A 22,562-nucleotide genomic window follows, 5' to 3' on the forward strand; every position below is an offset into this window, starting at 1 on the left:
GGTCCGTACCAGAAAAACGCCGTACGAGACCCGACATGACTGAACTTGAATTCAAAGCGCTGGCCGCCCAAGGCTACAACCGCATTCCCCTGGTCGCGGAAACCTACGCCGACCTCGACACGCCGCTGGCGATCTACCTCAAGCTGGCCCACAGCGGCCCGCAAGGCGGCCGCATGAGCTGCCTGATGGAGTCGGTGGTGGGCGGCGAGCGCTTTGGCCGCTACTCGTTCATCGGCCTGCCGGCGCGCACCGTCATCCGCGCCAGCGGCTCGACCACCGAAGTGCTGCAGGACGGCCACGTCGCCGAAACCCACGAAGGCGACCCGCTGGCGTTCATCGAGTCGTACCAGGCCCGCTTCAAGGTGGCGCTGCGCCCCGGCATGCCGCGCTTTTGCGGCGGCCTGGCCGGGTACTTCGGCTACGACACCGTGCGCCACATCGAACAGCGCCTGGGCCCGGCGGTCAAGCCGTTTCCCGACGGCATGGAAGAAGGCACGCCCGACATCATGCTGCTGCACGTCGACGAACTGGTCATCGTCGACAACCTGGCCGGCCGCACCTACCTGATGGTGTATGCCGACCCGGCCCAGCCCGAAGCCTACAGCCGCGCCCAGCAGCGCCTGCTGGAGTTGCGCGCGCGGCTGCGCCGCCCGGTCGAGATCCCGTACAGCTACGCCAGCATGCAGACCGAAGAGCGGCGCGACTTCCAGAAGGCCGACTACCTGGCCGCGGTGGCGCGCGCCAAGGAATACATCGCCGCCGGCGACGTCATGCAGGTGCAGGTCGGCCAGGTCATCGCCAAGCCGTTTCGCGACGCGCCGCTGTCGCTGTACCGCGCGCTGCGTTCGCTGAACCCCTCGCCCTATATGTATTTCTGGAACTTCGGCGATTTCCAGGTGGTCGGCGCCTCGCCGGAAATCCTGGTGCGCCAGGAGCAGATCGACGACCAGGGCGAAACCCGCTCGCAGATCACCATCCGGCCGCTGGCCGGCACCCGCAAGCGCGGCGGCACGCCCGAAGAAGACCTGGCGCTGGCCGCCGAACTGCAGGCCGACCCCAAGGAGCGCGCCGAACACGTGATGCTGATCGACCTGGCGCGCAACGACGTGGGCCGGGTGGCGGAAATCGGCTCGGTGCGCGTCAGCGACACCATGGTCATCGAGCGCTACTCGCATGTCATGCACCTGGTCTCCAACGTGGCGGGCAAGCTGCTGCCCGGCATGAGCAGCATGGACGTGCTGCGCGCCGCCTTCCCGGCCGGCACGCTGACCGGCGCCCCCAAGGTACGGGCCATGGAAATCATCGACGAACTCGAGCCGGTGCGCCGCGGCATCTACGGCGGCGCCGCCGGCTACCTGAGCTACGGCGGCGAGATGGACGTGGCCATCGCGATCCGCACCGGGGTGATCAAGAACGGCACGCTGTACGTGCAGGCGGCCGCGGGCATCGTGGCCGACTCCAGCCCCGAAGCCGAATGGGCCGAGACCGAGGCCAAGGCGCGCGCCGTGCTGCGCGCGGCCGAGCAGGTCCAGCACGGCCTGGACGAACCCATCTGAGCCCCCCCATTGCGCAGACCTACGCCGGGCCGCGCGCCCGGCCGGAGAACCGAACATGCTATTGATGATCGACAACTACGATTCCTTCACCTACAACCTGGTGCAATATTTCGGCGAGCTGGGCGAAGAAGTGCGCGTGGCGCGCAACGACCAGATCACGCTGGACGAAATCGCCGCGATGCGGCCGGACCGCATCTGCGTCTCGCCCGGCCCCTGCTCGCCGGCCGAGGCGGGCATCTCGGTGCCGGTGATCCAGGCCTTCGCCGGCAAGCTGCCCATCCTGGGCGTGTGCCTGGGCCACCAGGCCATCGGCGCGGCCTATGGCGGCGACATCGTGCGGGCGCAGCAGATCATGCACGGCAAGACCATCGCCATCACGCATACGGGCACGGACATCTTCACCGGACTGCCCTCGCCCTGCACCGTCATCCGCTACAACTCGCTGACCATAGACCCGGCCACCCTGCCGGACTGCCTGGAAGTGACCGCGACCGCGCCCGACGGCGACATCATGGGCGTGCGCCACAAGACCCTGCCGCTGTACGGAGTACAGTTCCATCCCGAGTCCGTGCTGAGCGAGCACGGCCATGCGCTGATGCGCAACTTCCTGACCCGCTGAACCCCTAGGAGCATCGCCATGACCATTGCCGCCACCGAAGCACTGACCCGCTGCATCGAACACCGCGAGATCTTCCACGACGAAATGCTGCATCTAATGCGCCTGCTGATGCGCGGCGAGCTGTCGCCGCAGATCGCCAGCGCGCTGCTGATGGGACTGCGCGTCAAGAAGGAAACCGTGGGCGAGATCACCGCCGCCGCGCAAGTGATGCGCGAATTCGCCACCCCCGTCGTCACGCCCAACCCGCAGGACCTGCTGGACATGTGCGGCACGGGCGGCGACGGCAGCCATACCTTCAACATCTCCACCACCGCCATGTTCGTGGCCGCCGCGGCCGGCGTGCCGATCGCCAAGCATGGCAACCGCAGCGCATCCTCGTCGTCGGGCAGCGCCGACGTGCTGGAAGCCCTGGGCGCGAACCTGCAGCTCACGCCCGAGGAAGTGGCCGAGTGCGTGGCCGCCACCGGCATCGGCTTCATGTTCGCGCCGGCCCACCATGGGGCCATGAAGAACGTTGCCGCGGTGCGCAAGGAGTTGGGGGTGCGCACCATCTTCAACATCCTGGGGCCGCTGACCAACCCCGCCGGCGCCGCCAACCAGCTGATGGGCGTGTTCCACCCGGACCTGGTGGGCATCCAGGTGCGCGTGCTGGAGCGCCTGGGCTCGCGCCACGTGCTGGTGGTGCACGGCAAGGACGGCATGGACGAAGCCTCGCTCGGCGCGGCGACCATGGTGGGCGAACTCAAAGATGGGGTCGTACGCGAGTATGAGATCCATCCAGAGGATTACGGGCTATCCATGATGTCCAACCGCGGCATCAAGGTGTCCAATCGCGAGGAGTCTCGCGCACTTGTCATCGAAGCGTTGGATAATGTCGATGGCGTGGCCCGCGACATCGTGGCCCTGAATGCGGGCCTGGCCATCTACGCCGGCAACAAGGCGGATTCCATCCCCGAAGCGTTGGCCCTGGCATTTGAAACGATTTCTAACGGCTCGGCCCGTGCCAAGCTGGAAGAATTCTGCGCATATACCCGGAAATTCCAGAAATGAACGATATTCTTGCGAAAATCCTCGCCGTCAAGGCCGAGGAAGTGGCTACCGCACGGCAGATGCGCAGCGAGGCCGAATTGCTGCGCGAAGCCCAGGCGCGCCAGGATGTACGCGGCTTCGCCCAGGCCATCGAGGACAAGATCAGCCAGGGCAAGGCGGGCGTCATCGCGGAAATCAAGAAAGCCTCGCCTTCCAAGGGCGTGCTGCGCGAAAACTTCGACCCGGCCGAGATCGCGGCGTCCTATGCCATGCATGGCGCGGCCTGCCTGTCGGTGCTGACCGACGTGCAGTTCTTCCAGGGCTCGCACGACAACCTGCGCCGTGCGCGCGCGGCCTGCTCGCTGCCCGTGCTGCGCAAGGACTTCATCATCGATCCCTACCAGATCATTTCGGCGCGCGCCATGGGCGCGGACTGCGTCCTGCTCATCGTCGCGACGCTGGCGCCGGCGCAGTTGCGCGACCTGGAAACCCTGGCCATCGACCTGGGCATGGACGTGCTGGTGGAAGTACACGACGCCAAGGAACTGGACGCCGCGCTGGCGCTGCGCACCCCGCTCATCGGCATCAACAACCGCAACCTGCGCACCTTCGAGACCACGCTGCAGACGACGCTGGACCTGCTGCCGATGATTCCGGCCGGCAAGCGCGTGGTCACCGAAAGCGGCATCCTCAAGCCCGAGGATGTCAGGCTGATGCGCGAGCACGACGTACAGGCCTTCCTCGTCGGCGAGGCCTTCATGCGCGCCAACGACCCGGGCGTCGAACTGGCGCGGCTGGTGGCCTGAGCCGCCGCGCCAACCCGGCCTCAGCGGCCGCTGCCGCGCGCCGGCGCCGGCGCGCCGCCCGCTTCTTCCTTGCGATGCCAGTGAAACGCGACGCGCCGGATGCGCGTGGCGCGAAACTGCACTTGCGAACGGCCGCCCGGCATGGGCGTGCCGCGCTGGGCGCTGCTGCTGTTTTTCATTTGCCGCCTGAAACCTCGATGAACGACCCGGTCGTGTAGCTGTGAACTGTCAATAGGTTGTATTCGTCCAGGTTGAGTCTGGAGATGGGTACAGCGCGCCCGATGCCTTGGTGGGGTCGATGCCAGTTGTAGTGGTGTAGCCAGGATTTCATGGCATCGGCTCGGTGTTGGGAGTTCTGGTAGGTGTGAGCGTAAGCCCACTCACGCAAGGCCGACTGGATGAAGCGTTCGGCCTTGCCATTGGTCTGTGGGCGGTAAGGTCGGGTAAAGCGGTGCTTGATGCCCAGCTCATGGCACAGCGCGGCGAAGGCGCGGCTGCGAAAGGCCGAGCCATTGTCGGTGAGCAAGCGCTGGATGGTCACGCCCAGGCGCTGGTAGTAGGCCACTGCGTCCTTGAGGAACTGGACGGCGCTGGGGAAGCGCTCGTCGGGGTGGATGTCGGTGAAGGCCACGCGGGCGTGGTCATCGATGGCCACGAAGACGAAGTCCCAGCCGGCCCCCTCAACGGTATCGCGTCGGTTGCCCGTGACCCGGTGGCCAGGGCGCTGGATACGTCCCAGCTTCTTGATGTCGATGTGCAGCAGATCGCCGGGGGCCTGATGCTCGTAGCGCACCACCGGCTCGGCCGGCTCCAGGTCGGCCAGGTGCGACAGACCGGCGCGGGCCAGGACGCGGCTGACGGTGCTGGCTGACACGCCCAGCGCCTGGGCGATGCGCGCTTGGGTCAGCCGCTTGCGGCGCAGCTCCACGATAGCCAGCGCCTTGGCCGGCGCAATCGCTCGGGGCGAGACCGTCGGGCGCGAGGACGCATCGGCCAAGCCCGCCTGGCCCTGAGCCAGGAAGCGGCCCAGCCATTTGCGCACAGTCGGCGCGGTGACCCCATAGGCGCGGGCCGCTTCAGGCACACAAACTTGATGGGCGATCAATTGCTGGACCATTTCGAGTCGACGTAGGAAGGTCAATCGGGCATGCTTATGGGTGTTCATCCGGCCGGGCTCCTTGAGTGAACTGGGGGATCGGCGATTTCCAGTTTCTCAAATCCGGTTCGGATGAACCATGCATACAACCTATTGAATCTTCACATGTAGCCGGCCTCATCGGAAAAAAACCACATCACCGCGCCGGCTACTTCCTGCACGGTGCCGCCGCGCCGCAACGGAATGCCGCCCTTGAGCCGGTCGACGCGCCCCGGCTCGCCGCCGCTGGCGTGCATATCGGTGTAGATGGTGCCCGGACGCACCGCGTTGACGCGGATCTCGTCGGCGGCCACCTCGCGCGACAGGCCGATGGTCAGCGTATCCAGCGCGCCCTTGGAGGCGGCGTAATCGACATACTCGCCTGGCGAACCCAGCCGCGCGGCCACCGAAGACACGTTGACGATGGCGCCGCCGCGCCCGCCATGGCGCGGCGCCATGCGGCGCACGGCTTCGCGGCAGCAGACGAAGGCGCCCACCACGTTGGTGGCGAGTATGCGGGTGATGCGGGCCGCGTCCATCTCCTCGACGCGCATCTGCGCCTCGAGGACGCCGGCATTGTTGACCAGCGCGTCGACCCGGCCCAGCTCGCGGTCGACGGTTTCGAACATCCGCACGACCTGGGCCTCGTCGGCCACGTCGGCGGCCACGGCCAGGGCTCGTCCGCCTTCGTCGCGGATGGCCTGCACCACCTGCTCGGCGGCGTCGCCGCGCGACCGGTAGTTGACGCAGACGGCGTAGCCGCGGCGCGCCGCCAGCAGCGCCACGGCGGCGCCGATGCCGCGCGCCGCGCCCGTGACGATCATGACTTTGTTGGGAGACAAGTGGTCGATCATGCGAGGGTTCTCCGTCGGCAGGAAAAGCGGATGGGATCAGGCGCCGGCCGGCTGCGGGCGGGCGGCCCAGGCCAATGCGTCTTCGAGCCGGTCGTTGCCCCAGAACATCTCGCCATCGACCATGAAGGTCGGCGCGCCGAAAATGCCCAGCGCGCGGGCCCGATCGACCTGCTTGCGCAACGCCTCCTTGGTGGACTCCTGGCGCGCCTGCGCGATCAGCGCATCGGCGTCCAGGTCCTGGGCCCGCAGCAGATCGCGCACCACGTCCTCGGACTGGATCTCGCGATCCTCGGCGAAATTGGCGCGAAACACATTCAGGCAGAAATCGACGCCCCAATGCTGGCCCTGGCCCAGCAGCGCGACGCGCGCCGGCAGCACACCCATGCGCGGAAATACCGCCGGGCGGCTGTACGGCACGCCGTACTTGTCGGCCAGGCGGGCGATATCGCGCATCATGTACGCGCCCTTGCCCGGAAACAGCCGGAACGGCGAATCGTTCCATCCCTGCGCCTGGAAGATGGGCCCCAGCAGGAAAGGCCGTAGCGCCAGGCGCACGCCCGCCTCGCGCGCCAGCCCGCCTACCCTGGCCATGGCCAGGTAGCTGTAGGGGCTGGCGAAGTCGAACCACATCTCGACGGGGGATGCGTTGGGCGGCGGGGCATTCATCGGTCTGACTCCGTGGAAGGAATTAGCGCGACCTGCCCGTACGGCAGGCCGCTGAGTACGACGTCGTGATCGCTCTGTACCACCACCGAAGCGCCCGGCGCCAGGATGCTGTCCTGCGCGCAACGGTACTCCGACAGCCACACCGTGCCCGACAGGCAGGCAATGCGCAGGCCGGCGGCGCGCCTCAACAGCATAGTCGAGCCGGCGCCCAGCGCAAATGACATTCCTTCGGTGCAAGAGAGTTCGATGCTGGGGCAAACCATGTCCGATACGCCATCGCTACGGGCGTGCCTGGAAAAAACAGGATACACAGCCGTCGTCATGCTATTGGACGCCCATCGCGGTATATTGTTCAAGCGACTTCTACGCGGTTTTCGCATGAGCTACAGTCATGTCATTACCCTTGGCGAAACTTCCCCCGCTGGACCTGGTGCGCGGCTTCGTGGCGGTCGGCCGACGCATGAGCATCACCCTGGCCGCGCAGGACCTGCACCTCACCCAATCGGCCGTCAGCCGCCAAATCCGCGCCCTCGAGGCGCACCTGGGCGTGGCGCTGCTGTCGCGCGGGTTCCGCTCGGTCTCGTTCACCGCCGAAGGCGCGCAGCTGTTCCGCATGGCCGACCGCTGGCTGATCGAACTGGGCGAGCTGGCCGCGCAATGGCGCACGCCCGTCACGGTGACGTCCACCATCGGCGTGGCGTCGCTGTGGCTGTTGCCGCGGCTGGGCCGGTTCCAGGAGGCGCACCCCAGCATCGACGTGCGGGTGGCGGCCGACAACCGCGTGCTGGACCTGGACCGCGAGCAGGTCGATATCGCCATCCGCTACTGTCCGCGCGACGCCGCGCCCGAAGGCGCGGCCTGGATGTTCGGCGAGACCGTCGTTCCGGTTGCCCATCCCGCGCTGGGCGTGGCCCGCCTGGATGCCGCGGCGCTGGCCGGCCAGGTGCTGCTGGAGTTCGACGATCCCACCCGGCCATGGCTGCAATGGGCCGATTGGCTGGGCGCGCAGGGCCTGGGGCGGGCGCGTCCCAAGGGCATGCTGCGCTTCAACCAGTACGACCAGATCGTGCAGGCCGCGCTGGCCGGCCACGGCGTCGCGCTGGGCCGGCTGGCGCTGATCGCGCCCATGCTGGCCGACGGCAGGCTGGTGCCGCTGGGCGCCCAGCAGGCCAGCGCGTCCCAGCTGGGCTATTGGCTGGTCGTCAATGCGCGGCGCCCTTCGTCCGATGTCGGGACCGTGGCGCACTGGCTGCGGGAGCAGGCCGGCCAGACGGCGCGCGACCTGCCCGTATCCGCGCTATCCTGACCCCCCCCGGCGCCCGCGCCCTACTTTCTCCGGAGATTTCCATGTCGACCCCGGTCCGCCTCCTCCGCCGCCTCGCCCTGGCCGCCGCGCTGACCGCCGCCGGCGCACAGCCCGCCCTCGCCACCGCCCCGGTGCTGACCGAGCAGGCCCCCGGCTTCCACCGCATGCAGGTCGGCGACTATGTCGTCACCGCCCTGTACGACGGCTATGTCGACCTGGACCCCAAAATACTCAAGGGCGCCAGCGCCCAGGATATCCAGACGCTGCTGGCCAGCATGTTCGCGTACCGCGCCAGCGGCATGCAGACGGCCGTCAACGGCTATCTGGTCCATACCGGCAAGCAGCTGGTGCTGGTGGACACCGGCGCGGGCGCCTGCTTCGGGCCCACGCTGGGACGCCTGGACGCCAACCTGCGCGCGGCCGGCTACCGCGCGGACCAGGTCGACCTGGTGCTGCTGACCCACCTGCATCCGGACCATGCCTGCGGCCTGCTCGACGCCCAGGGCGGCAAGCTGTTTCCCAATGCCGACGTGTACGCGGCCCGCGCCGAAGCCGATTTCTGGCTGAGCGCGGCAGCCGCCGCGCAGGCCCCCGCCGATGCGCAGCCTTTCTTCAAGATGGCGCGCGATGCGGTGGCGCCCTACCAGGTCGAAGGCCGCTTCCTGACCTACGCCAACGGCGACGCGCTGCCGGCCGGCATCCAGGTCGTGCCCAGCCCTGGCCACACGCCCGGCCACACCTCGTACCTGTTCGAATCGTCGCAGCACAGCCTGCTGGTCTGGAGCGATATCGTGCACAACCATGCGGTGCAGCTGGCCCGTCCGGAAATCGCCATCGAGTTCGACGTCGATGGCGCGCAGGCCGTGACCACGCGCAAGAAGATCTTCGCCGACGCGGCGCGCGACCGCCTGTGGGTGGCCGGCGCGCACATGCCGTTTCCGGGCCTGGGCCACGTCAACGTGGATGGCCAGGGTTATGCGTGGGTGCCGGCCGAGTACGGTCCCCTGCGCACGCCGCCGCGGCCCTGAGGCCTGCCCTAGCGGCGGATTAGGCGGCCGGAACTTCGCCTGTTCGGCGCTTGGGCCGCGGCGCGCCGCTGCTACGATGGCCGCCTTGTCCATCGTCCGCGCGGCGCGCCCTCACCGTACGGCGCCGCGCCGCCCTCGTGGAGCGCCCCATGCGCCGCAACCGATTCCTGGCCCCCCTGCTGGTGGCCGCCAGCCTGCTGGCCACCGCGCCGGCGCACGGCCAGCCCGCGCCCGCCGCCGTCCTGGCCAGCGATGAAGCGCAGCGCATCGCGCTCGATGCCTACGTGTACTTCTACCCCCTGGTCGTGATGGACCTGAGCCGGCGCCAGGACACCGGCGGCAAGGGCCCCGGCCACGCCCCCGCCAACACCTTCGCGCACGAGCGCCGCCTGCCGTAGGCCGACTTCCGCCGCCTGCCGCGGCCCAACTTCGACATGCTGCGTTCGTCGGCCTGGCTGGACCTGTCGACCGGCCCCGTGGTGATCTCGACGCCCGATACCCATGGCCGCCTGTACACACTGTCCGTGCTGGACATGTGGACCGACATATTCGCGGTGCTGGGCAAGCGCACCACCGGCACGGCGCGCGGCAATCACGCCATCGTGCCGCCGGGCTGGACGGGCGCCCTGCCGCGCGGCATGCACCGCATCGACGCCCCCACCGCGCAGGTCCAGGCCCGGCTGTACGTGCAGACCGGAGGCTCGTCCGAGTACCCAGGCGTGCACGCCGTGCAGGACGGTTTCATCCTGACCCCGCTGGCCGAATGGAACCAGCAGGCCCAGTCGGTGCGGCTGCGCTCCGACCCGGACCTCGACGCGCTCACGCCGGCGCAGCGGCAAGTGGAAGGCATGAACGCCGAAGACTACTTTGGCTACGCCGCCGAACTGCTGCGCAAGCATGCGCCGCACGCCACCGACCAGCCCATGCTGGCGCGGCTGCGCCGCCTGGGGATCGCGCCCGGCCAGCAACTGGCTTTCGCCCGACTGCCCACCACCGTCCAGCAGGCGCTGCGCCATGCCGTGCGCAACGGCCCCCAGGCGTTGCGCGACAGCCTGCCGGCGACGGGATCGCTGGCCAATGGCTGGCAGGCCGATGCCGACGGCGCCGGCGTCTACGGCAACGCCTACCTGCGCCGCGCCATGACGGCGCAGGCCCGCCTGGGCGCCAGCCTGCCGGAGGACGTGACCGCCATGCTGCTGCTGGCCGACGCCGCCGGCCGCCCGCTCGAGGGCGGGCAGCGCTACGTGCTGCGTTTCGAGGCCGACCAGTTGCCGCCCGCCGGCGCGCTGTGGTCGCTGAACGCGTACGACGCCCAGGGCTACCCGGTCGGCAACGGTTTCAACCGCTACGCGCTGGGCGACCGCGACCCGGTGCGCTACAACCCGGACGGATCGCTGGAGCTGTACCTGCAGCGCGATCCGCCTGGCCCCGATGACCAGGCCAACTGGCTGCCCACCGGCGAAGGCGCGCCCGGCGTGATCCTGCGCATCTACCTGCCGCAAGCCAGCGTGCTCGCCGGCCGCTGGGTGCCGCCCGCGGCGCGCCGCGTCGAGGCGGCGGACGACTAGCTGTGAAGATTCAATAGGTTGTATGCATGGTTCATCCGAACCGGATTTGAGAAACTGGAAATCGCCACCCCCCCAGTTCACTCAAGGAGCCCGGCCGGATGAACACCCATAAGCATGCCCGATTGACCTTCCTACGTCGACTCGAAATGGTCCAGCAATTGATCGCCCATCAAGTTTGTGTGCCTGAAGCGGCCCGCGCCTATGGGGTCACCGCGCCGACTGTGCGCAAATGGCTGGGCCGCTTCCTGGCTCAGGGCCAGGCGGGCTTGGCCGATGCGTCCTCGCGCCCGACGGTCTCGCCCCGAGCGATTGCGCCGGCCAAGGCGCTGGCTATCGTGGAGCTGCGCCGCAAGCGGCTGACCCAAGCGCGCATCGCCCAGGCGCTGGGCGTGTCAGCCAGCACCGTCAGCCGCGTCCTGGCCCGCGCCGGTCTGTCGCACCTGGCCGACCTGGAGCCGGCCGAGCCGGTGGTGCGCTACGAGCATCAGGCCCCCGGCGATCTGCTGCACATCGACATCAAGAAGCTGGGACGTATCCAGCGCCCTGGCCACCGGGTCACGGGCAACCGACGCGATACCGTTGAGGGGGCCGGCTGGGACTTCGTCTTCGTGGCCATCGATGACCACGCCCGCGTGGCCTTCACCGACATCCACCCCGACGAGCGCTTCCCCAGCGCCGTCCAGTTCCTCAAGGACGCAGTGGCCTACTACCAGCGCCTGGGCGTGACCATCCAGCGCTTGCTCACCGACAATGGCTCGGCCTTTCGCAGCCGCGCCTTCGCCGCGCTGTGCCATGAGCTGGGCATCAAGCACCGCTTTACCCGACCTTACCGCCCACAGACCAATGGCAAGGCCGAACGCTTCATCCAGTCGGCCTTGCGTGAGTGGGCTTACGCTCACACCTACCAGAACTCCCAACACCGAGCCGATGCCATGAAATCCTGGCTACACCACTACAACTGGCATCGACCCCACCAAGGCATCGGGCGCGCTGTACCCATCTCCAGACTCAACCTGGACGAATACAACCTATTGACAGTTCACACCTAGCCGCCGGCCGGCTGGCCGGCTTCGGCGGGCAGGCGCTCCATCAGGGCGGCGCCGTAGCCCGCCACATCGCGGCGGATCGCCGCGACAGCCGCCTCCACATCGTGCCGGCGCAGCGCCTCGATCAGCGGCAGATGCGGATGCGCGTCGTACAGATGGGCAAACGGCTTCTGGTACAGGTAGGTCAGCGAGGGGCCGGTCTGCGCCCACAGCCCCTCGATGATGGCCACCAGGTCCGGCATGCCGGAGGCGTTGTACAGCGTGAAGTGGAACTCGTAGTTGGTCTTGAGCACGCCCTCGCGCTGCTCGCTGTTCTTGTAGCGGACCATTTCGCGGTGCAGGCGCTCCAGCGTCTTGATCTCGGCATCCGAAATGCGCGGCGTGGCCCGTTCGGTAGCCAGCACTTCCAGCGTCAGGCGGATATCGCGCAGCTCCTGCAGCTTCTCGCGCGTGGGCGCCGGCACGCTGACGGACTTGCCGCGCGACATGGCCAGCGCGCGCTCGGACACCAGTTGCAGCAAGGCCTCGCGCACCGGCGTCTGGCTCACGCCCAGGCGTTCGGTCAGCATGCGCAGCGTGAGGATCTCGCCGGGCTTGAGCTCGCCCATCATCAGCAGCTGCTTGAGCTGGCGATAGATGACGGCGGCAATGTTTTCGCGCGCCATGGGCGCGAGCGGCATGTTCATGGAAGGTGGAATCGGCGCAAAAAGGGGGCGGTTGGCCAATGTTGCCATATTCCTCGGCAACCCGCTATACTTTATAAAATATAAATTACTAAATAGCCGCGACGGCGCGGCCATCATTCAGGACGAGGCCTCATGAGCACCCTACCCAAGCCCCTTTCCGCCCCGGGGTTCACGCTGGACGGCACCGTGGCCCACGCAATCGTGCGTGCGCTGGCGCGCCACGGCGTGGACACCCTGTTCGGGCAAAGCCTGCCCAGCCTGCTGCATCTGGCCGCCGAACAGGCCGGCATGCGCCAGGTCGCCTACCGCACCGAAAACGCCGGGGGCTACATGGCCGACGCCTACGCCCGCGTCAGCGGCAAGCCGGCCATCGTGACCGCCCAGAACGGCCCGGCCGCCACCCTGCTGGTGGCCCCGCTGGCCGAGGCCATGAAAGTCTCGGTGCCGGTGATCGCGCTGGTGCAGGACGTCAACCGCGACCAGACCGACCGCAACGCCTTCCAGGAACTCGACCACATCGCGCTGTTCCAGCCGGTCACCAAATGGGTGCGCCGCGTCACCGAAGCCTCGCGCATCGAGGACTACGTCGACCAGGCCTTCGCCGCCGCCTGCAGCGGCCGCCCCGGTCCGGTCGCCCTGCTGCTGCCGGCCGACCTGCTGGCCGCCGCCGCCCCCGCGCCGGCCCTGCCGCGCAACAATTCGCTGGGCCACTTCCCGCTGGACCGCAGCGTCGCCGCGCCGCAGGCCATCGCCCGCGCCGCCAGCCTGCTGGCGCAGGCGCAGCGCCCGGTCGTCGTCGCCGGCGGCGGGGTGCACATCTCCGACGCCAGCGCCGCCATGGCGGCGCTGCAGGAAACCGCCCACCTGCCGGTCGCCACCACGGTCATGGGCAAGGGCGCGGTCGACGAGCGCCACCCGCTGTCGATCGGCGTGGTCGGCAGCAACATGGGCCCCAACGGCCCCACGCGCTTCCAGCGCCGCCTGATCGCCGAGGCCGACGTGGTGCTGCTGGTGGGCAACCGCACCAACCAGAACGGCACCGACTCCTGGCAGCTCTATCCGAAAAATGCCCAGTACATCCACATCGACGTGGATGGCCTGGAAGTGGGCCGCAACTACGAAGCGCTGCGCCTGGTCGGCGACGCGCGCCTGACGCTGGAAGCCCTGACCGCCGCCCTGGCCGGCCAGGACCTGGCCGCGCGCCGCCAGGCCCGCGCCGGCGTCGAGCAGGCCATCGCGCTGGGCCACGAAAAGCACCTGGAAGACTCGGCGGCAGTGCGCCTGTCGGACGCCTCGCCGATCCGGCCCGAACGCATCATGCACGAACTGCAGCAACAGCTCGACGAGCAGTCCATCGTCGTGGCCGACGCCAGCTATTCGTCGATCTGGATCACGCACTTCCTGACGGCGCTGCGCCCGGGCATGCGCTTTCTGACCCCGCGCGGCCTGGCCGGGCTGGGCTGGGGCTTTCCCATGGCCATGGGCGCCAAGCTGGCCAATCCGGCGGCCGAGGTCTACGCCCTGGTGGGCGACGGCGGCTTCGGCCACGTCTGGTCCGAACTGGAGACCGCCGCGCGCATGGGCGTGAAAGTCACGCTCATCGTCATCAACAACGGCATCCTGGGCTTCCAGAAGCACGCCGAGAACGTCAAATTCGGCGCCCATACCTCGGCCGTGGCCTTCGCGCCGGTGAACCACACCGCCATCGCGCGCGCCTGCGGCTGCACCGGCATCCGCGTCGAGGACCCGGCCCAGCTGGCCGACGCGCTGGCGCAGGCCCGCGCCGCCTCGGGCTCGGCGCTGATCGAAGTCATCTGCGACGAAAACGCCTTCCCGCCCATCACCTTCTTCACGCCCGACGCCGGGGTGCAGGCATGAGCGAGCCCCGCATCGCCGTCGTCACCGGCGCCGGCCGCGGCATCGGCCTGGCCAGCGCGCGCGCCCTGCTCGCCGCGGGCAACCATGTCGTGACCATCGATCGCGGCGCCATCGATACGCAGGCGCTGTTCGGCGCGCAGCACGACCGCGTCACCGCCGCCAGCGCCGACGTGCAGGACCTGCCCGCCCTGCAGGCGCTGAAGGCGCGCGTCGAGGCCGAGCTGGGTCCGGTGTCCATCCTGGTCAACAACGCCGGCGTCTCGCCCAAGCGTCCCGACGGCCGCTCGTCGGGCATCCTCGAAGTCAGCGAGGAGGAATGGGCGCAGGTACTGGGCATCAACCTGACCTGCGTGATGCGCCTGTGCCAGCTGTTCCTGCCGGCCATGCGCGACCAGGGCTACGGCCGCATCGTCAACGTCGCCTCGCTGGCCGGGCGCGCCCGATCCATCGTGGCGGGCCCCAGCTACATGGCCTCAAAGGCGGGGGTCATCGGCCTGACCCGCGCCATCGCCTCGGAGATGGGCCCCTACGGCATCACCGCCAACTGCGTGGCGCCCGGCCGCATCCTGACCGAAATGGCGCAGCAGGCCGGCCCCGAGGTGAACCAGCGCTACGCGGAGCAGATCCCGGTGCGCCGCCTGGGCACGCCCGAGGAGGTCGGCACCTCGATCGCCTTCCTGTGCGGCCCGGACGCCGGCTTCGTCAACGGCGCCATCATCGACATCAACGGCGGCTTCTACATGCCCTGAGGCATGTTCAAGCCAACACGACACGGACTTCCCTAGGAGGAGCAATGAAAAGCATAAACAAGTACCTGGCCGCCACCCTGGCCAGCCTGGGCCTGGCCGCCGGCGCGGCCGCGACCGATTTCCCGAAGAACGAAGTGCGCCTGGTGGTGAACTACGGCGCGGGCGGCAACACCGACGTGGCCTCGCGCGCCCTGGCCAAGGGCATGGAAAAGCCGCTGGGCAAGCCGGTGATCGTCGAGAACAAGCCCGGCGCGCTGGGCACCATCGGCCCCGGCTATGTCGCCCGCCAGGCTCCCGACGGCTACACGGTCGGCGTGGTCACGTACTCCACGCAGGCCATCATGCCGCACCTGATGAAACTGCCCTACACCATGGACGACTTCGATTTCGTCGCCGGCGTGGGCCGCTACCGCTACGGCATCACGGTACGCGCCGACTCCCCGTACAAGACGCTGCAGGACCTGGTCGAGGCCGCCAAGAAACCCAACGGCATGTTCTTCGGCGCGCCGTCCTCGCCCAACAACCTGGCGCTGCTGGAACTGGGCCGCCTGACCGGCGGCAAGTTCGAGCAGGTGTCGTACAAGTCCGGCAGCGAAACCGTGACCGCGCTGCTGGGCGGGCAGGTCGACGTGATCGTGCAGAACCCCTCCGACGTGCTGCCGCACATCCGCGACGGCAAGCTGCGCATGATCGCCTCGGCCAGTCCGATGCGCTGGCCCGAGCTGCCCGAGGTACCGACCATCCAGGAAAGCGGCTGGCCGGTGCAGATCGACTCCTGGATCGGCCTGGCCACGCCGCGCGGCGCGCCGGCCGACGTGCTGGCCAAGCTGCAGCAGGCGGCCCTGGCGGCGGTGGCCGATCCCGTCACGCGCGATTCGTTCGAGAAACTGGGGGTGGATCCCGCCTCGCTCAAGGGCTCCGAGTACGCCGAGCTGCTGAAGCAGGGCCACGAAGAAATGGGCCGCATGATCCGCGACGCCAATCTGCCGCGCATCAACTGACCGGCCACGGCGCTGGCGCCCGCCGGGCGCCGGCGCTACGATCAAGGCATGTCAATCTGCCCGCGCGCGCGGGCGCAAGGAGATTGCCATGTCACTGATCGTCGCCGCCCGCTTCGACACGTTTCCCGACGTCGAAAACGCCGCCCAGCGGCTGTTCTCCGAGGGCTTCACCAAACAGGACGTCCACGTCTTCTACGTCAACAGCGCCGGCGAGCACAGCCGCTATGCCTACGGCGGAGACCGACGCTCCGATCCCGACTCCGGCAGGGCCGACATGGGCGCCATTCTCGGCGCCGCCCTGTTCGGCCTGGCCTTCGCGATTGCCGGCGGCTTCATCGTCGCCGGCCTGAACGAATCGACCATCGCCATGCTGGCGGCCGCCGGCGTGGGCGCCTATATCGGCTCGCTGTTCGGCGCGCTGTGGGTCACCGGACACCTGGCGCGCAAGCGCGGCGAAGCTGCCCCCGTGGATCACCCCGAAGTGCGGCCGGCCGGCCTGCTGCTGGCGCTGCACACCGACCCCACGCGCGAGACCCTGGCCTGCCAGGTGCTGCGCGCGGCCAACGGCCATGACGTGGAGCACGCCGAAGGCGTGTGGCGCGACAACCGCTGGCAGGACTTCGATCCGCTCAAGCCGCCGCAGCGCGAACCGTAACGCGCGCTCAGAGCGCCGTGGCCAGGGTGTGGCGCAGGTACAGCTCGCGCAGCGCGGCGCACACCGGCCCCGGCCGTCCATCGGCCACCGGCTCGCCGTCGACGGCGATGACCGGCAGCACGAACTGCAGCGCCGAAGTCAGGATGACTTCGCGCGCCTGGCGGCATTCGTCCAGCGTGAACGGGCGCTCGACCATCGCCATGTCGCGCTCGCGCGCCAGCTCCAGCACGGCCGCGCGCGTGCAGCCGGGCAGGATGTCCTGCGACAGCGGACGCACCACGATCTCGCCGGCCGCGTTGACCAGCAGCACGCTCGACGACGAGCCTTCGGTCACCACGCCCTGCGCGTCCACCATCACCGCCTCGAAGGCGCCGCGCGCCTGCGCGGCCTGCTTGGCCAGCACCTGGGCCAGCAGCGACACGCTCTTGATGTCGCGGCGCTGCCAGCGCAGGTCGGGCACGGTGGCCACCTGCACGCCGCTTTGCGCCAGCGGATTGACCCGCAGGTCTTTCTCGCTGGTGAACAGCATGACGGTCGGTTCGACGCCGGACGGAAACGCGAAATCGCGCCTGGCGTCGGCGCCGCGCGTCACCTGCACGTAGACCGACCCTTCGCGCAGTCCGGCGCGGCTGACCAGCTCGCGGCATACGGCCAGCAGGCGCTCGCGCGGCAGCGGGTTGGCGATCCCGATCTCGCCCAGGCTGCGCGCCAGGCGGGCGGCATGCCGCTCGAACTCGAGCAGCATGCCATCGATGACCGCCATGACCTCATAGACGCCGTCGCCGAACAGGAACCCCCGGTCCATGGCCGGGACGCGCGCCTGCTCGGCAGGCACGAAACTGCCGTTGATGTAGAAAAGGGAAGACATGCGGCTACCGCCTGAGTATTGGATAACGGTTAATGGCTGATGATGCGCGAGAGGAATTCGCGCGAACGCGGCGACGCGGCGCTGCCGAAGAACTCGGCCGACGCGACGTCGTCGATGATCTCGCCGGCTTCCATGAAGACGATGCGGTCGGCCACCCGGCGCGCGAATCCCATTTCGTGGGTGACCACCATCATGGTCATGCCGTCGCGCGCCAGGCCAGTCATGACGTCGAGCACTTCACCGATCATTTCCGGGTCGAGCGCGGAGGTCGGCTCGTCGAACAGCATGACCACCGGGTCCATCGCCAGGGCGCGCGCGATCGCCACGCGCTGCTGCTGGCCGCCGGACAATTGCCCGGGATGCTTGTCGCGGTGCGCGGCCACCCCCACGCGCTCGAGCAGCGCATCCGCCTTGGCCCGCGCCTGGGCGCGGCTGCGTCCCAGCACGCTCATCTGGCCCAGGCAGACGTTCTCCAATACGCTCAGGTGCGGAAACAGCTCGAAATGCTGGAACACCATGCCCACGCGCGCGCGCAGCGCCGGCAGGTCGGTGCCCGGCGCGCCCACATCGGTGCCATCGACCACGATGCGGCCGGACTCGAACGGTTCGAGCCGATTGACGCACTTGATCAGCGTCGACTTGCCCGAGCCGGACGGGCCGCACACCACCACCACCTCGCCGCGCGCCACGGCGAGCGAGCAATCCTTGAGCACCGGCAGATCGCCGTAGCACTTGCCGAGCCGTTCGATTTCTATCATGGACAACAACTCCATCGGGATACGCCCGTCCTCAGGCGCCCAGGCGCGCGCGCAGGGCGCGCACCCCGCGCGAGGCGGTAAAGGAAAGCACGAAGAACACCACCGCCACCAGCACGTACATCTCGACCAGGCGGTTGTCGCGCTGCGCGATCTTGGTGGCCGCGCCCAGGAAGTCGGGCAGCGACAGCACGTACACCAGCGCCGTTTCCTGGAAAATGACGATCACCTGGGTCAGCAGCACCGGCAGCATGTTGCGCACGGCCTGCGGCAGGATCACCTTGCGCAGCACCTGGCCGTGCGTCAGGCCCAGGGCGCTGCCGGCGGCATACTGGCCCGGCCCCACGCTGCCGATGCCGGCGCGGATGATCTCCGAGAAGTACGCGGCCTCGAACAGGATGAAGGTCACGAAGGCCGAACCGGTGGCGCCCAGCACGATGGGCCGCTCGGCCTGGGTGATCCACTGCAGCAGATAGGGCAGGATGAAATAGATCAGGAAAATCACCAGCACCAGCGGCAGCGAACGGAACAGGTTCACGTAGATGGCGGCCGGCCACGCCACCCAGCGCCGGCCGTACAGGCGCGCGATGGCCAGCAGCGCGCCCAGCACCACCCCGCCGGCCGCCGAAGACAGGGTCAGCAGCAGGCTGAAGCGCAAGCCGGTGAGAAACAGGTACGGCAACGCGTCGATGATGGCCTGATAGTCGAAGCTGCTCATGCCCTTCCCCCTTGGCCGCCTGCGCGCGGCGCGGCGACTGCCCGGGGATGCTCACCCAGCGCTCCAGCGCGCGCATCGCCACGATCACGATCAGGTTCAGCGCCAGGTAGGCCACGGTCGCGGTCAGGAAGGCCTCGAAAACCTGGAACGAGTACTCCTGCATGGCATGCGCCTGCGCGGTCAGGTCGGCCAGGCCGATGGTCAGCGCCACCGAGGTATTCTTGATGGTGTTCAGGCAATCGGACGTCATGGTCGGCAGCACCATGCGCAAGGCATTGGGCAGCAGCACATGGCGGTACAGCTGCGGCAGGGTCAGGCCCAGCGCCAGGCCGGCCTGGCGCTGGCCCGGCGGCAACGCCTCGATGCCGGCACGCAACTGCTCGCCGATACGCGCCGACATGTACACCCCGATGGACAGCGCCGCCGTATAGAACGACCCCTCAGGCAGCTGCTTGATCCAGTCGCCCAACGCCTTGGGCAACAGCTCGGGCAACACGAAATACCAGAGGAACATCTGGACAATCAGCGGGATGTTGCGAAACACCTCCACGTAGACGGCCGCCAGCCGCTTGACGAGCGGGTACGGCAGGGTGCGCGCCACGCCGACGGCGATGCCCAGGCCCAGCGCCAGCGCCCAGGCCAGCGCGGCGGTCTGCACCGTGACCGCCAGGCCAGCGAGCAGCGTCTGCAGATAGGTCTGCCCGCCATCCGGGGAAAGGGCGAACAGCACGCCCCAGTTCCATTGATATCCCGTGGTGATTCTCTGTATTCAGGCCGCATGCGGCCGCCGGCCCTCGCGGGGCCGGCGCCGCGCCTGCATGGCGGCCTTGCTTCTTCTTACTTGTAGGCGACCGGATCGCCCGAGTCGGTCGGCGTGGCGACCACGCGCTTGAGCACCTCGCTCATGGTCACGTTCAGGTTGATGCCCTTGGGCGGCAACGGACTCTGGTACCAGCGCTTGTACAAGGCCTCGAAATCGCCGCTGGCATACAACGACTTGATGGTGTCGTCGACCAGGGCCTTGAACTGGGGATCGTCGCGGCGCAGCATGATGGCGTAGGGCTCGATCGACAGCGAGTCGCCGGACACCTGATAGCGGTCCGGCTCCTTGGCGTTGGCGGCCAGGCCGTAGAGCAGGATGTCGTCCATGATGAATGCGGCGGCGCGGCCGGTCTCGACCATCAGGAAGCCTTCGGCGTGCTCCTTGACCGGCACCACCTTCATGCCCAGGCTGCGCGCCTCGTTGATCTCATTGGCCTGGCGGATGTTGGCCGTGCCCGAGGTCGAGGCCACCGTCTTGCCCTTGAGGTCGTCGATGGTCTTCAGGTTGGCGGATTTCAGGCTGATGAAGCGGTTGCCGGTCACGAAGGTCGTCACCGAGAAAGCCACCTGCTTCTGGCAGTCCAGCGTATTGGACGTCGAGGCGCACTCCAGGTCGATGGTGCCGTTGCCCATCAGCGGAATGCGCGTGGCCGAGGTCACCGGCAGGTACTTGACCTGGATATCGTCGCGCTTGATGCGCGTCTTCACCGCGTCGACGATGCGCGTGCAGATGTCGATCGAATAGCCCACCGGCTTCTGGTTGGCGTCATAGTACGAGAACGGGATCGAAGTCTCGCGGTGCCCGATGGTGATGACGCCGGTATCGGAGATTTTCTTCAGGGTTCCGTCGAGGTCGGCCGCATGGGCCTGGCCGGCGGCCGCCGCGCCGATGGCCAGCGCTGCCGTCAGCGCATTGAGAAGGCGTTTCATGGTGGTGTCTCCTATAAGGGCTGTTGTTATGGACTGCGATGCCGGCCGCGCCGGCGATCAGGCGCTAGCTGTGAACTGTCAATAGGTTGTATTCGTCCAGGTTGAGTCTGGAGATGGGTACAGCGCGCCCGATGCCTTGGTGGGGTCGATGCCAGTTGTAGTGGTGTAGCCAGGATTTCATGGCATCGGCTCGGTGTTGGGAGTTCTGGTAGGTGTGAGCGTAAGCCCACTCACGCAAGGCCGACTGGATGAAGCGTTCGGCCTTGCCATTGGTCTGTGGGCGGTAAGGTCGGGTAAAGCGGTGCTTGATGCCCAGCTCATGGCACAGCGCGGCGAAGGCGCGGCTGCGAAAGGCCGAGCCATTGTCGGTGAGCAAGCGCTGGATGGTCACGCCCAGGCGCTGGTAGTAGGCCACTGCGTCCTTGAGGAACTGGACGGCGCTGGGGAAGCGCTCGTCGGGGTGGATGTCGGTGAAGGCCACGCGGGCGTGGTCATCGATGGCCACGAAGACGAAGTCCCAGCCGGCCCCCTCAACGGTATCGCGTCGGTTGCCCGTGACCCGGTGGCCAGGGCGCTGGATACGTCCCAGCTTCTTGATGTCGATGTGCAGCAGATCGCCGGGGGCCTGATGCTCGTAGCGCACCACCGGCTCGGCCGGCTCCAGGTCGGCCAGGTGCGACAGACCGGCGCGGGCCAGGACGCGGCTGACGGTGCTGGCTGACACGCCCAGCGCCTGGGCGATGCGCGCTTGGGTCAGCCGCTTGCGGCGCAGCTCCACGATAGCCAGCGCCTTGGCCGGCGCAATCGCTCGGGGCGAGACCGTCGGGCGCGAGGACGCATCGGCCAAGCCCGCCTGGCCCTGAGCCAGGAAGCGGCCCAGCCATTTGCGCACAGTCGGCGCGGTGACCCCATAGGCGCGGGCCGCTTCAGGCACACAAACTTGATGGGCGATCAATTGCTGGACCATTTCGAGTCGACGTAGGAAGGTCAATCGGGCATGCTTATGGGTGTTCATCCGGCCGGGCTCCTTGAGTGAACTGGGGGGGTGGCGATTTCCAGTTTCTCAAATCCGGTTCGGATGAACCATGCATACAACCTATTGAATCTTCACACCTAGCCGCAATCCGCCGCCCGCCCATGCCCAAGCCCACCGCGCGCCGCCTGAACTGGTTCCGGGTCATCACCGCCGTCATCATGGCGGTGCTGTGCATCGCCATCCTGTACCAATTGTGGATGTTCTCCCTGGTGGTCTGGTACGCCTACCGCGACCCGGGCAGCAGCGCCATCATGCGGCAGGAGCTGGCGCGCCTGCGCGAACGCGACCCCGAGGCCGAGCTGAAGTACCAGTGGGTGCCCTACGACCGCATCAGCAATACGCTCAAGCAGGCGGTCGTGGCGTCCGAGGACGCCAACTTCACCGAGCACGACGGCGTCGAGTGGGATGCCATCCGCAAGGCCTGGGAATACAACCAGCGGCAGGCCGAACGCGGCCGCACCAAGATGCGCGGCGGCTCGACCATCACCCAGCAACTGGCCAAGAACCTGTTCCTGTCCGGGTCGCGCAGCTACCTGCGCAAGGGCCAGGAACTGGTGCTTGCCTACATGATCGAGCATGTCATGCCCAAGGAGCGCATCCTGGAGCTGTACCTGAATGTCGCGGAATGGGGCGTGGGGGTGTTCGGCGCCGAGGCGGCGGCCCGGCATTATTACAATACCAGCGCGGCGCGGCTGGGCGCAGGCCAGGCGGCCAGGCTGGCTGCCATGCTGCCCAATCCCCGCTACTATGACCGCCACCGCAACACCGGTTACCTGAACTCGCGCACCGCCACGCTGACACGCCGCATGCGCATGGTCGAGATTCCCTGACCAGGAGTGCGGGCCCCGGTT

Annotated in this window: 25 protein-coding genes and 1 pseudogene; 14 read left to right on the forward strand and 12 right to left on the reverse strand. The window is 68.2% G+C overall.

The genetic code is table 11. The features are described from left to right. The first annotated feature begins 35 nt into the window (after positions 1-35). From trpE to trpC, 4 genes are read left to right on the forward strand one after another with little or no spacing between them, the layout of a single operon-like run. On the forward strand, positions 36-1,556 hold the full coding sequence (trpE, locus tag BN118_RS01525) for an anthranilate synthase component I (protein ID WP_014905440.1): 1,521 nt from the start codon (positions 36-38) through the stop codon (positions 1,554-1,556). 55 nt (positions 1,557-1,611) lie between these two features. Beyond that, on the forward strand, positions 1,612-2,175 hold the full coding sequence (locus tag BN118_RS01530; protein ID WP_003815390.1) for an aminodeoxychorismate/anthranilate synthase component II: 564 nt from the start codon (positions 1,612-1,614) through the stop codon (positions 2,173-2,175). 18 nt (positions 2,176-2,193) lie between these two features. After that, positions 2,194-3,225 carry an anthranilate phosphoribosyltransferase gene (gene trpD / locus BN118_RS01535; protein WP_003817833.1) on the forward strand — a complete coding sequence of 344 codons (1,032 nt, stop codon included), beginning with the start codon at positions 2,194-2,196 and terminating at the stop codon, positions 3,223-3,225. After that, positions 3,222-4,010, forward strand: a complete 789-nt coding sequence (gene trpC / locus BN118_RS01540) for an indole-3-glycerol phosphate synthase TrpC (RefSeq protein ID WP_010931375.1) — start codon at positions 3,222-3,224, stop codon at positions 4,008-4,010. The genes trpD and trpC overlap by 4 nt, the downstream gene beginning before the upstream one ends. Before the next feature lie 20 nt (positions 4,011-4,030). On the opposite strand, the gene BN118_RS20450 is transcribed toward trpC, so the two are convergent. The 5 genes from BN118_RS20450 to BN118_RS01560 form a co-directional block, all read right to left on the reverse strand. After that, positions 4,031-4,189 (reverse strand): hypothetical protein, encoded by a 159-nt coding sequence (locus BN118_RS20450; RefSeq protein ID WP_019247413.1) that lies wholly within the window; start codon positions 4,187-4,189, stop codon positions 4,031-4,033. After that, positions 4,186-5,175, reverse strand: a complete 990-nt coding sequence (locus BN118_RS01545) for an IS481-like element IS481 family transposase (protein ID WP_014905441.1) — start codon at positions 5,173-5,175, stop codon at positions 4,186-4,188. Before BN118_RS01545 ends, BN118_RS20450 begins: the two co-directional genes overlap by 4 nt. 92 nt (positions 5,176-5,267) lie before the next feature. Next, entirely contained in the window at positions 5,268-5,999 is a 732-nt protein-coding gene (locus tag BN118_RS01550) for an SDR family oxidoreductase (RefSeq protein ID WP_014905442.1), read from the reverse strand. Between the two features lie 36 nt (positions 6,000-6,035). Then, a complete protein-coding gene (locus tag BN118_RS01555; RefSeq protein WP_003815398.1) occupies positions 6,036-6,665 on the reverse strand; it encodes a 2-hydroxychromene-2-carboxylate isomerase in 630 nt (209 codons plus the stop codon). Beyond that, positions 6,662-6,928, reverse strand: a complete 267-nt coding sequence (locus tag BN118_RS01560) for a DUF2917 domain-containing protein (RefSeq protein WP_014905443.1) — start codon at positions 6,926-6,928, stop codon at positions 6,662-6,664. The genes BN118_RS01555 and BN118_RS01560 overlap by 4 nt, the downstream gene beginning before the upstream one ends. Before the next feature lie 128 nt (positions 6,929-7,056). On the opposite strand from BN118_RS01560, the gene BN118_RS01565 reads away from it, so the two are divergent. From BN118_RS01565 to BN118_RS01585, 5 genes are all read left to right on the forward strand, one after another. Beyond that, positions 7,057-7,971, forward strand: coding sequence for a LysR substrate-binding domain-containing protein (locus BN118_RS01565; protein WP_014905444.1), 915 nt, complete (start codon positions 7,057-7,059; stop codon positions 7,969-7,971). Positions 7,972-8,012: 41 nt separating this feature from the next. Further along, positions 8,013-8,999, forward strand: coding sequence for an MBL fold metallo-hydrolase (locus tag BN118_RS01570; RefSeq protein ID WP_014905445.1), 987 nt, complete (start codon positions 8,013-8,015; stop codon positions 8,997-8,999). 149 nt (positions 9,000-9,148) lie between these two features. Next, on the forward strand, positions 9,149-9,397 hold the full coding sequence (locus BN118_RS20620; protein ID WP_019248386.1) for a hypothetical protein: 249 nt from the start codon (positions 9,149-9,151) through the stop codon (positions 9,395-9,397). A gap of 15 nt (positions 9,398-9,412) precedes the next feature. Further along, entirely contained in the window at positions 9,413-10,567 is a 1,155-nt protein-coding gene (locus BN118_RS01580; RefSeq protein ID WP_224019514.1) for a DUF1254 domain-containing protein, read from the forward strand. A 98-nt stretch (positions 10,568-10,665) separates the two neighbouring features. Next, positions 10,666-11,616 carry an IS481-like element IS481 family transposase gene (locus BN118_RS01585; RefSeq protein WP_005013747.1) on the forward strand — a complete coding sequence of 317 codons (951 nt, stop codon included), beginning with the start codon at positions 10,666-10,668 and terminating at the stop codon, positions 11,614-11,616. Here BN118_RS01585 and BN118_RS01590 read toward each other — a convergent pair. Next, positions 11,613-12,347, reverse strand: a complete 735-nt coding sequence (locus BN118_RS01590) for a GntR family transcriptional regulator (protein WP_010930006.1) — start codon at positions 12,345-12,347, stop codon at positions 11,613-11,615. The genes BN118_RS01585 and BN118_RS01590 overlap by 4 nt on opposite strands. An 84-nt stretch (positions 12,348-12,431) precedes the next feature. Here BN118_RS01590 and BN118_RS01595 point away from each other — a divergent pair, with 84 nt between their 5' ends. The 4 genes from BN118_RS01595 to BN118_RS01610 all read left to right on the forward strand — a co-directional run bounded on the left by BN118_RS01595 (position 12,432) and on the right by BN118_RS01610 (position 16,582). Beyond that, positions 12,432-14,177 carry an acetolactate synthase catalytic subunit gene (locus tag BN118_RS01595; RefSeq protein WP_010930005.1) on the forward strand — a complete coding sequence of 582 codons (1,746 nt, stop codon included), beginning with the start codon at positions 12,432-12,434 and terminating at the stop codon, positions 14,175-14,177. Next, complete coding sequence (locus BN118_RS01600; RefSeq protein ID WP_010930004.1) at positions 14,174-14,926, forward strand: SDR family oxidoreductase; 753 nt, start codon at positions 14,174-14,176, stop codon at positions 14,924-14,926. Before BN118_RS01595 ends, BN118_RS01600 begins: the two co-directional genes overlap by 4 nt. 44 nt (positions 14,927-14,970) lie before the next feature. Further along, positions 14,971-15,927: a tripartite tricarboxylate transporter substrate binding protein gene (locus BN118_RS01605; protein ID WP_010930003.1), complete on the forward strand. Its 957-nt coding sequence runs from the start codon at positions 14,971-14,973 to the stop codon at positions 15,925-15,927. 88 nt (positions 15,928-16,015) lie between these two features. After that, positions 16,016-16,582, forward strand: coding sequence for a membrane protein (locus tag BN118_RS01610; RefSeq protein WP_003818983.1), 567 nt, complete (start codon positions 16,016-16,018; stop codon positions 16,580-16,582). 7 nt (positions 16,583-16,589) lie between these two features. Here BN118_RS01610 and BN118_RS01615 read toward each other — a convergent pair whose 3' ends face one another. The 6 genes and pseudogenes from BN118_RS01615 to BN118_RS01640 form a co-directional block, all read right to left on the reverse strand. Further along, positions 16,590-17,450: a D-amino acid aminotransferase gene (locus BN118_RS01615; RefSeq protein ID WP_010930002.1), complete on the reverse strand. Its 861-nt coding sequence runs from the start codon at positions 17,448-17,450 to the stop codon at positions 16,590-16,592. Between the two features lie 29 nt (positions 17,451-17,479). Next, positions 17,480-18,223 (reverse strand): amino acid ABC transporter ATP-binding protein, encoded by a 744-nt coding sequence (locus BN118_RS01620; protein ID WP_010930001.1) that lies wholly within the window; start codon positions 18,221-18,223, stop codon positions 17,480-17,482. A 16-nt stretch (positions 18,224-18,239) separates the two neighbouring features. Continuing rightward, a complete protein-coding gene (locus tag BN118_RS01625) occupies positions 18,240-18,923 on the reverse strand; it encodes an amino acid ABC transporter permease (protein ID WP_003807497.1) in 684 nt (227 codons plus the stop codon). Positions 18,924-18,930: 7 nt separating this feature from the next. Further along, positions 18,931-19,683, reverse strand: a pseudogene (locus tag BN118_RS19360) (amino acid ABC transporter permease); the annotation flags it as partial. A 77-nt stretch (positions 19,684-19,760) separates the two neighbouring features. Then, entirely contained in the window at positions 19,761-20,675 is a 915-nt protein-coding gene (locus tag BN118_RS01635; RefSeq protein WP_014905446.1) for an amino acid ABC transporter substrate-binding protein, read from the reverse strand. A 64-nt stretch (positions 20,676-20,739) separates the two neighbouring features. Continuing rightward, positions 20,740-21,690: an IS481-like element IS481 family transposase gene (locus tag BN118_RS01640; RefSeq protein WP_005012067.1), complete on the reverse strand. Its 951-nt coding sequence runs from the start codon at positions 21,688-21,690 to the stop codon at positions 20,740-20,742. 122 nt (positions 21,691-21,812) lie between these two features. On the opposite strand from BN118_RS01640, the gene mtgA reads away from it, so the two are divergent. Continuing rightward, positions 21,813-22,541, forward strand: a complete 729-nt coding sequence (mtgA, locus tag BN118_RS01645; RefSeq protein ID WP_003814960.1) for a monofunctional biosynthetic peptidoglycan transglycosylase — start codon at positions 21,813-21,815, stop codon at positions 22,539-22,541. Positions 22,542-22,562: the final 21 nt, after the last annotated feature.

The organism is Bordetella pertussis 18323 (assembly GCF_000306945.1).
Lineage (GTDB): Bacteria > Pseudomonadota > Gammaproteobacteria > Burkholderiales > Burkholderiaceae_B > Bordetella > Bordetella pertussis.